The following is a 13,242-nucleotide window of genomic DNA, read 5'->3' on the forward strand; positions in this document are numbered from 1 at the left end:
TCGTAACACGATTTCCAAAAATAGCGAAATTTAGTTATGGTTCATGTTTTTTTTAAAAGAATTAACCAAACTCACAAAATTAAATCAGGAAATAGTTTGTAAGTCTGTGTAAATCAACTTTGCGGTTTTTGCACTCGCGCCTTTCCCTCCTAATTTCTTTTCCAATTCAAAATACTGCATAAAAAGAGTGTCGCGTTTCTTAGTTTCCAATATGGCGTGGAGTTCTTTTTTTAAACGTTTGGTATTAAAATCGTCCTGAATTAACTCCGTCACCACGGGCTGATCCATTATTAAATTCACTAAGGAAATATAATCGAGGTTGATGATTCGCTTAGCGATTTGATAGGAGAGCCAACTGCCTTTATAACAAACTACCTCGGGCACTTTAAATAAGGCGGTTTCTAAAGTTGCCGTTCCTGACGTGACCAGGGCAGCGGAGGACAAGCTGAGCAAATCATAAGTTTGGTTGTCCACAAAGGAGACGTTTTCATTGTTTATGAAGCTCGTGTAAAATTCGTAATCTTGGCTCGGTGCGCCTGCGATTACAAATTGATAGTCTTCAAAATCTTTGACCACGCTCAACATGACGGCCAGCATTTTTTGAATTTCCTGCTTTCTACTTCCCGGTAGCAAGGCAATAATCGGTTTATCGGAAAGCTTATGCTGGATTCTGAATTGTTTTTCCGTCACTTGTGTACGGTTAGCAATGGCGTCAATTAAAGGGTGTCCTACAAATTCAACAGGATAGTTGTGTTTGTCTTCGTAAAATGATTTTTCAAACGGGAGAATGACGTACATTTTATCAACATCTCGTTTGATATCATGAATCCTATTTTCTTTCCAAGCCCATATTTGTGGAGAAATGTAATAATGGGTTTTAAAACCTTTTTGTTTGGCCCATTTTGCGATGCGTAAATTAAAGCCAGGATAGTCGATGAAAATAATCACATCTGGTTGATAGCTCTCAATATCTTTCTTGCAGAATGCCAAGTTTTTAGTTATGGTTTTTAAATTCATCACCACCTCTAAAAAACCCATAAATGCCAAGTCGCGGTAATGTTTAACTAAGGTAGGACTTACAGCTTGCATCAAATCGCCACCCCAAAACCTGAACTGTGCATCGCTATCCTGCCTTTGTAATGCTTTCATGAGATTGGCGCCGTGGAGATCTCCTGAGGCTTCACCTGCAATTATATAATATTTCATCTTCGTTAAATGCCGATTAGAGTATTAGGAAAATAATATAGATTCTATTTTTTCTATTTGTAATTTACTAAAAATGTGACAATTGTTACCACTATGGTAGCAAAAATCACCCCTCTAGCCCGGTAATCACGTTTCACTTTAATAAACATAAAAAATGCTACAAGATTGAGTAGGGCTCCCATACTTACCAACTTACTAAAGAAACCTTGGGCCAGTGATTGTCTAAATGCGGTCGCAATGTCTTCGCCATTTCCGAAAATGAGAATAGCGATAATAAATCCGATGGTATTGGCGATCAATCCAACCAAAAACCCGATAAAAAGTTCCTTTTTAATCATTTAAATTCCAGGAGTTTAAGTTTTGTATGTAATGGTGTGCGGTTAAATCAAATTGTACGGGAACCACAGAAACATAACCGTTTTCCAAAGCCCATTCATCAGTATCTTCTCCCTGGTCTAAATTGACAAATTTTCCGGTCAACCAATAGTAATCGCGGCCTTGAGGATTCTTTCGCTTGTCAAATTCCTCTTCCCAATTGGCTTTCGCCTGGCGGCAAACTTTGATGCCCTTAATCTCTTTTTGGGGTAATTTAGGGATGTTGACATTCAGTACGACGCCTTCGGGTAAACCGTGTTGCAATACATTTTCAACAATGGTTTTAACGTAGGGCTTACAGGCTTCAAAGTCTGCATTCCAGTTGTAATCGCATAGCGAAAAACCGATGGCCGGAATACCTTCAATTCCTGCTTCCAAAGCAGCACTCATCGTACCGGAATAAATAACATTTATAGACGAGTTGGAGCCGTGGTTAATGCCGGAAACGCAAATGTCAGGACGTCTTCCCAAAATTTGTTTGACCGCCAGTTTTACACAGTCGGCAGGGGTGCCAGAACAACTGTATTCTAAGTCATCCGTATCAATTTGAACTTTTTCAACATGCAACGTAGAGTTGATGGTTATGGCATGGCCCATCGCGCTCTGCGGGCTGTCCGGAGCAACTACAACTACTTCGCCAATGGTTTTCATAACTTCAATTAATGTTCGCATTCCTGGGGCGGTTATGCCGTCATCATTTGTTACTAAAATCAATGGTTTTTTATTCATTCTGTCATCGTGTTAAGAGTGCTAAAATACATAAAATAGACGTTATTATCCTATTACGGGAGGTTTAACAAAAAATTAGTAGGCATTGATTTTATTGGCATGGTTTTTTCTTTTACTTTAGTACAAAATAATAAAGCGTCTAGTCCCATTAGACTGAATAATGCCACTATTACATATGAAAGATATTATGAAAAGGAATTATAAAATTTTATTGTTGGCGCTTATGTTGGCATTCGCGTCATGCAGTTTTACTACTAAAACTTTTGAAGATCCAGATAAAGATAAGTTATTAATGCAGCTTATTACCTATGTTTTGGGTGAAGGTCACTTTAGTCCGAAAGAAATAAACGATGAATTTTCTGAGCAGGTTTTTAAAAGTTATTTAGATCAATTAGATCCCTTCAAACGGTATTTCTATGCCTCAGATATTAAAGAATTTGAAGCCTATAAAAATCAAATTGATGACCAGTTGAAAAATCAAGATTTGGCATTTTTTAATTTAACGCATCAACGCTTGTTGAAACGTTTGGCAGAATCTAAAGACATGTACCAAGAAGTGTTGGCAAATCCGTTCGATTTTACGATTGATGAAGAAATAAATACAGAATATAAGAACCTCGATTACGTAAACTCTAAAAAGGAAATGCGGGAGCGATGGAGAACCCAACTTAAATTTTCTACCATTGCAAATTATGACGACTTAATTTCACAACAGGAAAATACACTTTCCAAAAAGAATAAAGTGAAAGATATGACCACTATTGAAGGTGAAGCAGAGGGGTTTACGGTTTCTGAAAAACTTGTAGAAACTAAAGAGAAAAAGTCTTTGTCAGAATTGGAAAAAGAATCACGTGAAACCACCTTGAATTCCTTGAATGAACTTTATGATTATATTGAAGAGCGTCAGCGTGAAGATTGGTTCGCGATGTATTTGAACGCAATTGTTGCCGAATTTGATCCACATACTTTTTATTATGCTCCTGAAGACAAAGAACGTTTTGATGTGGCAATGTCCGGAAAATTTGAGGGAATTGGTGCACGACTACAAAAGAAAATGGATGTGATTACCATTACTGAAATTATTAGTGGAGGACCAGCTTGGAAACAAAATAAACTAGAGGTTGGTGATCAAATTCTAAAAGTAAAACAAGAAGATGATGAACCTTCCGTAAATGTGGTAGGGATGCGTTTGGAGGAGGCCGTTAAATTGATTAAAGGCCCTAAAGGAACCGACGTTATTTTAACCACGAAGAGAGTAGATGGTACTATTGAAGACTTGACCATTACCAGAGATGTGGTAGAATTGGAGGAAGTGTACGCCAAATCGACCACAGTCAATAAGGATGGTAAGAAGTTTGGGGTTATTAATCTTCCTGGATTTTATGTGACCATGGATGACTATAATGAACGCAATGCGGCAACTGACGTCAAGCAAGAAATTGAACGTTTAAAGAAAGAGAATATTGAAGGATTGGTTTTAGATCTTCGAAATAATGGAGGTGGATCTCTGCAAACGGTAATTGATATGGCTGGATTGTTTATAAAAGAGGGTCCTATTGTTCAAGTGAAAACTACCGGAGGTCAAAAAGAAGTACTTAAGGATAAAGATAAATCAATAACCTGGGATGGACCGTTGGTGATTTTGGTAAACGAAAACTCCGCTTCAGCATCAGAAATTTTGGCCGCAGCAATGCAAGATTATAAACGCGCTTTAGTTATAGGAAGTGAGCAAACATTTGGTAAAGGAACCGTGCAAACGGTGTTGGACTTAAACCGTATGGTGAAGAACAATACAGGTGGCGATATGGGGGCGCTTAAATACACCATCCAAAAATACTACCGGATCAATGGTGGCTCAACCCAATTGGAAGGCGTGAAAAGTGATGTGGTCGTTCCGGACCGTTACAGTTATATCGCATTAGGCGAAAAAAACCAAGATAATCCCATGGCCTATGACAAAATTGATGCTACAGATTACAATGTTTGGAGCAATTATGTTGATTATAAGAAGGCTATCGAAAATAGCAATGCGAGAATCTCGCAAAATGAACATTTAAAACTTATTGATGAGAATGCCAAATGGGTAAAGCGCATTAGAGATAAAGAACAGTATTCTTTAAATTATGACAACTATAAGGCGGCTCTGAAATTAAACGAAGATGAAGCCAAACAATTTGAGAAGTTGACAGATTATAAAACCAATCTGACCTTTACCTCGCTACCTTATGAAAATAAGTTAATGGCAGCAGACAGTGTGTTGCGAGTAAAACGCGAGCGCTGGCACGAGGCTTTAAGTCATGATGTTTATGTTGAGGAGGCTCTAAATGTATTGAACGATCTTAAATCGACATATTTAGTAAAGAAAGTTGCAAATAATGTAAAAGAGTAATCCACTTTAAACCATTAAAAAAGCTCCAAGGTTCTAAATACTTTGGAGCTTTTTTTATGTGATAAGTTGAAAGTTTAATGTTGTCTTAAGGTATTAATTTCATGATTGGTTTCGTCAATAAATTGCAACACTTCATCACGTCCTACGGCAGATGTAGAAGATGTGATAAAATAATTAGGAGTTTCTTCCCAGGTTTTTAAAAGCTCTTTCATATAGGCTTCTGCGTTGCGCGCAATAGCCTTCGGTTTAAGTTTATCGGCCTTGGTAAAAATGATGGAAAACGGTATGCCGCTTTCGCCCATATATTCCATAAATTCCAAATCAATTTTTTGAGGTTCATGACGTAAGTCGATCAAAACAAATGCAGACACCAATTGTTGGCGTTTTTCAAAAAAATCAGTAATAAATTTCTGAAATTTTTTCTTAGATGATTTTGAAACACGTGCGTAACCATACCCCGGTAAATCGACCAAAAACCAACTTTTATTGATTAAAAAATGATTGATAAGCTGGGTTTTTCCAGGTCTTCCAGAGGTTTTTGCTAAATTTTTATGGTTGGTCAGCATATTGATCAATGACGACTTTCCAACATTGCTTCGACCAATAAATGCATATTCAGGTAAGGTATCCTTTGGGCACTTGTCCACATCGGAATTGCTCATTATAAATTCGGCAGTTTTAATGATCATGATGTTCTAATTTTAAACGCAAAGGTCGCGAAGAATAGCTTATGTAGCGCTAGATTATTCTAATTTGTCATCTAATAGTTCACAGAGACGCGTATTTAAGATTTCGAGATCTTTAGAGATTCCGTTTTGTTAGCCACGCATCAAGTATGGCATTAAACTCATCCGGATGCTCCATCATGGCCGCGTGTCCGCATTTATCAATCCAATACAAGTCTGAATTTGGTAAAAGCTGATGAAATTCTTCAGCAACTTCCGGAGGGGTAACACTATCATTTTTTCCCCAGATGATGCACACTGGTAAATTCATTTTTGGAAGGTCTTTAGCCATATTATGTCTAATGGCACTCTTGGCAATGGCTAAGGTTTTTATGAGTTTGTTTCTGTCGTTGACGGTTTCGTAAACTTCATCAACAATGTCCTTGGTCGCAACTGCTGGATCGTAAAACACGTCTTGTGCTTTTTTTTTGATTACTTCATAGTCGCCACGTTTGGTGTACCCACCACCCATGGCACTTTCATATAATCCTGAACTTCCTGTAATAATAAGTGCTTTTACTTTGTCTGGATAGAGTTTGGTGTGGTAAAGACCGATGTGTCCGCCTAGAGAATTTCCCAATAAAATAACGTCGTCCAGCTGTTTATACGCTATAAAATCATGCAGATATTTTGCAAAGCTTCGCACATTGGTTTTGAGCAAAGACATAGAGTAAATCGGTAATTCCGGAATAATTATCTTATAACCTTTGTTTCCAAAATAATGTAACACAGCATCAAAATTACTCAATCCGCCCATTAATCCATGCAGAACAATGATGGGTTTGCCTTCGCCTACTTCAATATAACGGTAATTTTTTTCTTTTTTTAAGAGGTGTCTCATTAATGGTTAGCAGTTAATCATAAAAAACAAATATAGTTATTTCATTCAAATTTTATTTCTTTTTGAACAGTTTCCAAACATTACTTCTACAATAGTTGTTTACAGCGTCATCTCCAGTTTTATCCCACTTTTTAAGCACTTGAAAAACAAGGTCTTGTCATTTTCACTATAATGTATTTTGTCGAAAATAAGCTACGAAATTCTAAACTTATCAACAAATGTGGTAAATTGTGGTAAAAGGTGGTAATATTTTCAATATATTTGAATCTTAGTCGTTACTAAAACAAACAAAAGCTTTTGAACTCATTGATAGGGACATACGAATGTAAAGTTGATGCCAAAGGTAGGCTTATGTTACCTGCTGCGATCAAAAAACAGCTGTTACCTGCACTTCAAAACGGTTTTGTTTTAAAAAGAGCGGTTTTTCAGCCCTGTTTAGAATTGTATCCAATGACCGAATGGGAAACGTTGATGCAAAAAATGAACAAGCTTAATCGCTTCAAAAAGAAGAACAACGATTTTATCAGACGATTTACTGCAGGAGTGAAAATGGTGGAGGTAGATAGCGCAGGTCGTTTATTGATTCCGAAGGACTTAATGGTTTTTTCTGGGATTTCTAAAGAGATTGTAGTCTCTTCAGCAATCAACATTGTGGAGATCTGGGATAAAGATAAATACGAACAAGCTATAGATGACGCGGCTGATGATTTTGCAGATTTAGCCGAAGAAGTTATGGGACAAGATGAAGACACAGATGGACTATCATAATCCGGTTTTGCTTACTGAAACAGTGGATGGCTTAAATATTAAGCCTGATGGGGTGTACGTTGATGTCACATTTGGCGGAGGCGGTCACAGTAAGGAGATTCTAATGCGATTAGGACCAAACGGCAAATTATTCGCTTTTGATCAGGATAAAGATGCGCTTGAAAACACTATTGACGATGTGCGTTTTACACTGATCAATGAGAATTTCCGATTCTTGAAACGTTTTTTGCGTTTTTACGGCGCTAAAGAAGTGGATGGAATTTTAGCTGATTTTGGAGTGTCGTCCCATCAATTTGATGTAGCAGAGCGTGGATTTTCCACTAGGTTTGAAGCTAATTTGGACATGCGCATGAATCAGGATAATAAATTATCAGCCTACCATGTGATCAATAAATATGATGAAGAGCAAATTGCGGATGTGTTGTTACAATACGGTGAGTTGCGTCAAGCTCCAGCCATGGCCAGAAGGATTGTTGAAGCGCGTGCCACTGAGGTCATAAAATCTAGCGAGCAGCTTAAGGATGTTTTGAAGGCTTTTGTGAAACATAAAAATGAGAATAAAGTCTTGGCGCAAATCTATCAAGCCATTCGTATAGAAGTGAATCAAGAAATTGAAGTCTTAAAGGAGTTTTTACTGCAAGCGCCAGAGGTTTTAAAAAAAGATGGTCGCTTATGTTGCATCTCCTATCATTCTTTAGAAGATAGATTGGTAAAGCGGTTTATAAGAAACGGATTGTTTGAAGGAGAGCCTGAGCGAGATGTATTTGGAAATTATGAAGTGCCTTTAAAGAAAGTTGGCGGATTGATTGTGCCATCTAAAGCAGAAATTAAAGAGAATAGCAGAGCGCGAAGTGCAAAACTGCGTATGGCTGAGAAACTATAAGTCCAAAAAATGAAGTGTAATTAAAAAGAAATCCTGCCCTTGTGGGAGCTACAATGAAAAATAATATTTATCACATATTAAGAGGTAAATTTTTGGTCAGCGATGATTCCTTCAAAAATTGGAGAATCATCCTTTTTATTTCCTTTTTGGCTATTGTGATGATTGCAAGTTCGCACAGCGCCGATCAAAAGGTACACGATATTGCACGTTTAAATAATGAAGTAAAAGAGTGGCGTTCCGCTTTTGTAGATGGCAGATCAAAGTTGATGCGGCTTAAGATGGAGTCAGGAATTGTACAAAAAATGGCAGAAAAAGGCATTGTGCCTTCTTCAAACCCACCAAAAAAAATAAAAGTTAAATCAGAGGATAATTAGTGGCAGACCCAGAGAAAAAGATATTGAACCGATTGTATTTTGTTGCAGGCGTCATGTTTGTAATAGCCTTGGCAGTGGTGTTCAAATTGTTCACCATTCAAATGGTGCAGGGCGACAAGTACCGTGAGTTAGCTGAAAAGCGCACTGTGCAAAATGTGACCATCCCTGCTAATCGTGGTAATGTGTATGCCTCTGATGGGAGTTTACTAGCAACTTCAATTCCTAAATACGACATTCGCTTTGACGCGTTAACGCCAACAAACAAAACCTTTGAAAAATATCTAAAACCGTTAAGTGATTCTCTGTCAAAATACAATGGAAAATCCTCCAGTTACTATCAACAAGTGTTGCGTAAAGCAAGAGTCAATAAGAACAGGTATTTTCTTTTGGCCCGCAATATAAATTATACGGATTATACGCGACTTCGAAATTTTCCATTATTGAATCTAGGTGCATTTAGAGGTGGACTTATTGTTGAGCAAACCACAAAGCGCGAACATCCAATGGGAGGAATTGCGCAACGAACCATCGGGTACGAACGTCCAGATGATGATGGCTATGTGACAAGAGCTGGTATTGACGGCGCTTTCGGCGAATTGTATTTGAAAGGAACTGACGGGCACCGCTTGAAACAAAAAATCGGTAAAGGTCAATGGAAGCCCATTACAGATTATAATGAGATTGAACCCAGAGATGGTTATGACGTCTATACAACTTTAGATGTCAATATTCAGGACATTGCGCATCATGCCTTGCTAAAACAGCTAGTGTATTACGAGGCAGAACACGGGAGCGTCATAGTAATGGAAGTTAAATCCGGCGAGATTCGAGCAATTTCCAACCTTGGAAAAACTACAGATGGTAATTATTATGAGAAACTGAACTATGCTGTTGGAGAATCGCACGAGCCAGGATCTACCTTTAAATTAATGGCATTGGCTGCCGCTTTGGAGGACAAAGTAATTGATACTTCAGATGTTATTGATACTGGAAGTGGGTATAAACGTTTTTTCGGACGAACTATCTATGATTCTCGTGGCTATGGAAAAATTTCTGTAGCCCGTGCTTTAGAATTGTCTTCAAATATTGCTTTTGCCACAGTCATTAATGATGGCTATTCAAAAACACCGGACAAATTTATTGATCGATTAAAAAGTTGGCACCTCGATAAACCACTAGGTATTGCGATTCAAGGAGAGGGCAAACCCGACATTCCATCTCCAGGAGATAAAAAATGGAGTAAGAACGCTCTGCCTTCAATGGCCTATGGCTATAATTTAAGTTTAACACCACTTCAAACCTTGACCTTTTACAATGCTGTAGCCAATAATGGTGAGATGGTGAAACCTCGATTTATAAAAGAAGTAAGAGAGTTTGATCATGTTGTTGAAAAGTTTGAAAAGGACGTCATTGAAGAACGAATTGCTTCTGAAGAGACCATTGGGAAGCTGCAGGAAATACTCAAAAATGTTGTTGAAAGAGGAACAGGTAGAGGTCTTTATTCACCTACATTTTCAATGTCTGGAAAGACGGGAACTGCTCAAACAGAATATTGGATGGACGATTGGTCAAAAAACAAAAGATATATTTCGTCCTTCGCAGGCTACTTTCCTTCAGAAAACCCTAAATATTCTTGTATTGTGGTCATCCACAAACCAAGTACTAAAAAAGGTTATTATGGTTCTGATGTTTCTGGCCCAGTATTCAAGGCTATAGCGCAAAAAATATTTACGGACACGCCTATTACGGATGAAGTGGAAACATTGAGGATTCAAAGCACCATAGTGAATAAAGATTTTGAATCCTATTATGATGTCGCGCAAACCCATAAAACTGTCATGCCAGATGTGACGGGAATGCCTACCATGGATGCAGTCGCACTATTGGAAAATATGGGTCTAACTGTAAAACTTGAGGGTGTGGGTGTTGTTAAAAGACAATCCATCGAAAAAGGAAATAAAATAAAAAGAAATCAGGAAGTCTTATTAAATATTTAATGGCACAGTTAAAAGACATATTATACAAGGTTACCATCAATGCTGTTGTCGGGAATACCAGTGTGGCAGTTAATGCCGTGCATTTCGATTCGCGCAACATTGCTGAAGGGGACGTTTTTGTAGCTATTAAAGGGAGTGTTACTGACGGGCATCAATATATTGATTTGGCCATTCAAAAAGGAGCTGTCGCTGTGGTTTGTGAAAACATGCCAGAGCAGACTCAAAGTGGAATTACCTATATCACCGTGGAGAATGCCAGTAGAGCGTTGGCATTTATGGCGGCCAATTTTTATGACAATCCTTCTGAAAATTTAAAATTGGTGGGAGTTACGGGTACCAACGGTAAGACTACGGTCGCCACGCTTTTATACCATTTATTTAAAAAGGCAGGTTTTAAAGTGGGCTTGTTGTCTACCGTAAAAGTGATGGTGGATACAGAGGAGCACAAAGCCACGCATACAACTCCAGATTCTTTGACCATCAACAAATATTTGAGTTTGATGAATGAAGCGGGCGTAGAGTTTTGTTTTATGGAAGTCAGCTCTCACGGCATCCATCAAAATAGGACCGAAGGCTTGCATTTTGAAGGTGGAATTTTCACCAATCTGTCGCACGATCATTTAGATTATCACGCTACGTTCGCGGAATATCGAGATGTGAAAAAATCGTTTTTTGACAATCTTCCAAAAAACGCTTTTGCTTTAGTGAATATAGATGACAAGAATGGTCTTGTGATGTTGCAAAACACTAAGGCAAAGAAATATACCTATGCTTTAAAAACTTACGCCGACTATAAAGCGCAGATTTTAGAAAATCAACTTTCCGGATTGTTGCTTAAAATCAATGATCAGGAGGTGTGGACGCGCTTGATTGGCAATTTTAACGCCTATAATATTCTGGCAATTTACGCTGCCGCAGAAGTGTTAGGACTTGAAAAAAGAGAAAATTTAAGATTGATTAGTGAGTTGGAAAGTGTCTCGGGACGTTTTCAATATCTAATTTCTGATGACAAGATTACGGCAATTGTAGATTATGCACACACGCCTGACGCCTTGCAAAACGTGTTAGAAACGATTAACGCTATTCGCACAAAAAATGAAGAACTCATTACCGTTGTAGGATGTGGTGGGGATCGGGATAAAACTAAGCGTCCAAAAATGGGGCATATCGCTTCGGCTTTAAGTACCAAGGTGATTTTTACCAGTGATAATCCGAGAAGTGAAGTTCCTGAAACGATTATTGAAGATATAGAAAAAGGCGTAGAGCCTCAAAATTATAAGAAAATTGTGTCCATTACCGATAGGAAACAAGCCATTAAAACCGCTTGTCAAATGGCCCAGCCCAATGATATTATTTTGATTGCCGGGAAAGGTCATGAAACCTATCAAGAAGTGAAAGGTGTGCGTACTGATTTTGACGACTATAAAATTGTTCAGGATGTATTAAAGCAACTTGGGAAATAAAGAATAAAGAATAAAGAATAAAGAATAAAGAATAAAGAATAAAGAATAAAGAATAAAGAATAAAGAATAAAGAATAAAGAATAACTCAACTTAATCAACAACCTGCCCGTACTGAAAAGGAACGTTCGGGCGGGTCAACAATCAATACTAAAAAATGCTCTATTACCTGTTTGAATTTTTAAAACAACACTTTGATTTTCCAGGATCGTCTTTGCTCGGTTTTATCACCTTCAGGGCAGCTATGGCTATCATTCTGTCGTTATTAATTTCAACAATTTTTGGGAAGCGCATTATCAAGTTTTTGCAAAAGAAGCAGGTTGGAGAGTCCATTAGGGATTTAGGATTGGACGGACAGGTTGAAAAGGCGGGCACCCCAACAATGGGGGGGATCATCATCATCATTGCCACTTTAATTCCGGTATTGCTGTTTGCTAAAATTGACAACATATATATCATTCTATTAGTAGTCACCACGCTTTGGATGGGAACTATCGGATTTATTGACGATTATATTAAAAAGTTCAAACAGGACAAAGGAGGTTTACAGGGAAAATTTAAAGTTCTAGGGCAGGTCGGATTAGGAATCATTGTAGGTGCAACCTTGTATTTCAATGAAAATGTAACGATCAAAGAGAAATTGCCAATTGCCCAGCAAAAACAAATTTTAGCTGAGAACCCTAACGTGGAAGCTTCAAAATTGTTTAAAGCGGAGGAGAAATCGACCAAAACAACTATTCCTTTTGTCAAGGAAAATGAGTTTGACTACGCAAATTTAGTTACATGGATCAGTCCGAGTCTTGAAAAATATGCTTGGATCATTTTTATTTTAGTCACTATCATAATTATTACAGCCGTATCAAACGGTGCTAATCTAACTGATGGGATTGATGGATTGGCGGCAGGAACGTCGGCCATCATAGTGCTCACGTTGGGCATATTTGCATGGCTTTCTGGAAATATCATTTTTTCTGAATATCTGAATATTATGTTTATCCCCAGGGTGGAAGAAATCACCATTTATATCGCGGCTTTTGTGGGAGCACTTATTGGATTTTTATGGTACAATACCTATCCAGCACAAGTCTTTATGGGTGATACCGGAAGTTTGACCATAGGTGGAATCATTGCGGTTATTGCCATTGCCGTACGTAAAGAATGGTTAATTCCGGTATTGTGTGGAATTTTCGTAGCGGAAAATGCATCAGTGGTCATGCAGGTCGGTTGGTTTAAATATACCAAACGGAAATATGGCGAAGGACGGCGTATTTTTAAAATGGCACCCTTGCACCATCACTATCAGAAATCTGGGTATCACGAAAGTAAAATTGCGACCCGCTTTTGGATTATAGGAATTTTACTGGCCATTGTGTCAATTGTGACCTTGAAAATTAGATAATGTTGAATTACGACGTACGAATTAAGATTTAGGGTCGAGGCAAATGAAATTTTGTCAATAATAGTGGCCTCTATCAAAACATTTCGAAATCGTAAA

Annotated in this window: 12 protein-coding genes; 7 read left to right on the top strand and 5 right to left on the bottom strand. The window is 38.0% G+C overall.

From position 1 onward, the window contains the following. Positions 1 to 84 precede the first annotated feature (84 nt). Genes lpxB through surE form a run of 3 tightly spaced genes read right to left on the bottom strand, consistent with a single transcriptional unit; the run spans position 85 to position 2,310 of the window. Positions 85 to 1,206, bottom strand: coding sequence for a lipid-A-disaccharide synthase (lpxB, locus tag ES711_RS04690; protein ID WP_146890714.1), 1,122 nt, complete (start codon positions 1,204 to 1,206; stop codon positions 85 to 87). A 53-nt stretch (positions 1,207 to 1,259) separates the two neighbouring features. Next, positions 1,260 to 1,544: a hypothetical protein gene (locus ES711_RS04695; RefSeq protein WP_146890717.1), complete on the bottom strand. Its 285-nt coding sequence runs from the start codon at positions 1,542 to 1,544 to the stop codon at positions 1,260 to 1,262. After that, on the bottom strand, positions 1,537 to 2,310 hold the full coding sequence (surE, locus tag ES711_RS04700) for a 5'/3'-nucleotidase SurE (RefSeq protein WP_146890720.1): 774 nt from the start codon (positions 2,308 to 2,310) through the stop codon (positions 1,537 to 1,539). Before surE ends, ES711_RS04695 begins: the two co-directional genes overlap by 8 nt. Before the next feature lie 187 nt (positions 2,311 to 2,497). Here surE and ES711_RS04705 point away from each other — a divergent pair, with 187 nt between their 5' ends. Then, positions 2,498 to 4,699 (top strand): carboxy terminal-processing peptidase, encoded by a 2,202-nt coding sequence (locus ES711_RS04705; protein WP_146891522.1) that lies wholly within the window; start codon positions 2,498 to 2,500, stop codon positions 4,697 to 4,699. A 74-nt stretch (positions 4,700 to 4,773) separates the two neighbouring features. On the opposite strand, the gene yihA is transcribed toward ES711_RS04705, so the two are convergent. Beyond that, positions 4,774 to 5,388 carry a ribosome biogenesis GTP-binding protein YihA/YsxC gene (gene yihA, locus ES711_RS04710; protein ID WP_211363050.1) on the bottom strand — a complete coding sequence of 205 codons (615 nt, stop codon included), beginning with the start codon at positions 5,386 to 5,388 and terminating at the stop codon, positions 4,774 to 4,776. A 112-nt stretch (positions 5,389 to 5,500) separates the two neighbouring features. Next, the gene (locus tag ES711_RS04715; RefSeq protein WP_146890723.1) at positions 5,501 to 6,265 is read right to left on the bottom strand and encodes an alpha/beta fold hydrolase; all 765 of its coding nucleotides are present in this window, start codon (positions 6,263 to 6,265) and stop codon (positions 5,501 to 5,503) included. Between the two features lie 297 nt (positions 6,266 to 6,562). Here ES711_RS04715 and mraZ point away from each other — a divergent pair, with 297 nt between their 5' ends. The 6 genes from mraZ (at position 6,563) to mraY (ending at position 13,146) form a co-directional block, all read left to right on the top strand. Continuing rightward, positions 6,563 to 7,033: a division/cell wall cluster transcriptional repressor MraZ gene (mraZ, locus tag ES711_RS04720; protein WP_146890726.1), complete on the top strand. Its 471-nt coding sequence runs from the start codon at positions 6,563 to 6,565 to the stop codon at positions 7,031 to 7,033. After that, positions 7,020 to 7,916 (top strand): 16S rRNA (cytosine(1402)-N(4))-methyltransferase RsmH, encoded by an 897-nt coding sequence (gene rsmH, locus ES711_RS04725; protein WP_146891528.1) that lies wholly within the window; start codon positions 7,020 to 7,022, stop codon positions 7,914 to 7,916. Before mraZ ends, rsmH begins: the two co-directional genes overlap by 14 nt. A gap of 53 nt (positions 7,917 to 7,969) precedes the next feature. Then, entirely contained in the window at positions 7,970 to 8,290 is a 321-nt protein-coding gene (locus ES711_RS04730; protein WP_146891531.1) for an FtsL-like putative cell division protein, read from the top strand. 53 nt (positions 8,291 to 8,343) lie between these two features. After that, on the top strand, positions 8,344 to 10,287 hold the full coding sequence (locus ES711_RS04735) for a penicillin-binding protein (protein WP_146891534.1): 1,944 nt from the start codon (positions 8,344 to 8,346) through the stop codon (positions 10,285 to 10,287). After that, positions 10,287 to 11,750, top strand: a complete 1,464-nt coding sequence (locus tag ES711_RS04740) for a UDP-N-acetylmuramoyl-L-alanyl-D-glutamate--2,6-diaminopimelate ligase (RefSeq protein ID WP_146890729.1) — start codon at positions 10,287 to 10,289, stop codon at positions 11,748 to 11,750. The genes ES711_RS04735 and ES711_RS04740 overlap by 1 nt, the downstream gene beginning before the upstream one ends. Before the next feature lie 154 nt (positions 11,751 to 11,904). Continuing rightward, on the top strand, positions 11,905 to 13,146 hold the full coding sequence (mraY, locus tag ES711_RS04745) for a phospho-N-acetylmuramoyl-pentapeptide-transferase (RefSeq protein ID WP_146890732.1): 1,242 nt from the start codon (positions 11,905 to 11,907) through the stop codon (positions 13,144 to 13,146). Positions 13,147 to 13,242: the final 96 nt, after the last annotated feature.

Source organism: Gelidibacter salicanalis (assembly GCF_007997285.1).
Lineage (GTDB): Bacteria > Bacteroidota > Bacteroidia > Flavobacteriales > Flavobacteriaceae > Gelidibacter > Gelidibacter salicanalis.

Coding starts and splice junctions, on each gene's coding strand:
- lpxB (WP_146890714.1), bottom strand. CDS start 1,206: ATGAAATATTATATAATTGCAGGTGAAGCCTCAGGAGATCTCCACGGC.
- ES711_RS04695 (WP_146890717.1), bottom strand. CDS start 1,544: ATGATTAAAAAGGAACTTTTTATCGGGTTTTTGGTTGGATTGATCGCC.
- surE (WP_146890720.1), bottom strand. CDS start 2,310: ATGAATAAAAAACCATTGATTTTAGTAACAAATGATGACGGCATAACC.
- ES711_RS04705 (WP_146891522.1), top strand. CDS start 2,498: ATGAAAAGGAATTATAAAATTTTATTGTTGGCGCTTATGTTGGCATTC.
- yihA (WP_211363050.1), bottom strand. CDS start 5,388: ATGATCATTAAAACTGCCGAATTTATAATGAGCAATTCCGATGTGGAC.
- ES711_RS04715 (WP_146890723.1), bottom strand. CDS start 6,265: ATGAGACACCTCTTAAAAAAAGAAAAAAATTACCGTTATATTGAAGTA.
- rsmH (WP_146891528.1), top strand. CDS start 7,020: ATGGACTATCATAATCCGGTTTTGCTTACTGAAACAGTGGATGGCTTA.
- ES711_RS04730 (WP_146891531.1), top strand. CDS start 7,970: ATGAAAAATAATATTTATCACATATTAAGAGGTAAATTTTTGGTCAGC.
- ES711_RS04735 (WP_146891534.1), top strand. CDS start 8,344: ATGTTTGTAATAGCCTTGGCAGTGGTGTTCAAATTGTTCACCATTCAA.
- ES711_RS04740 (WP_146890729.1), top strand. CDS start 10,287: ATGGCACAGTTAAAAGACATATTATACAAGGTTACCATCAATGCTGTT.
- mraY (WP_146890732.1), top strand. CDS start 11,905: ATGCTCTATTACCTGTTTGAATTTTTAAAACAACACTTTGATTTTCCA.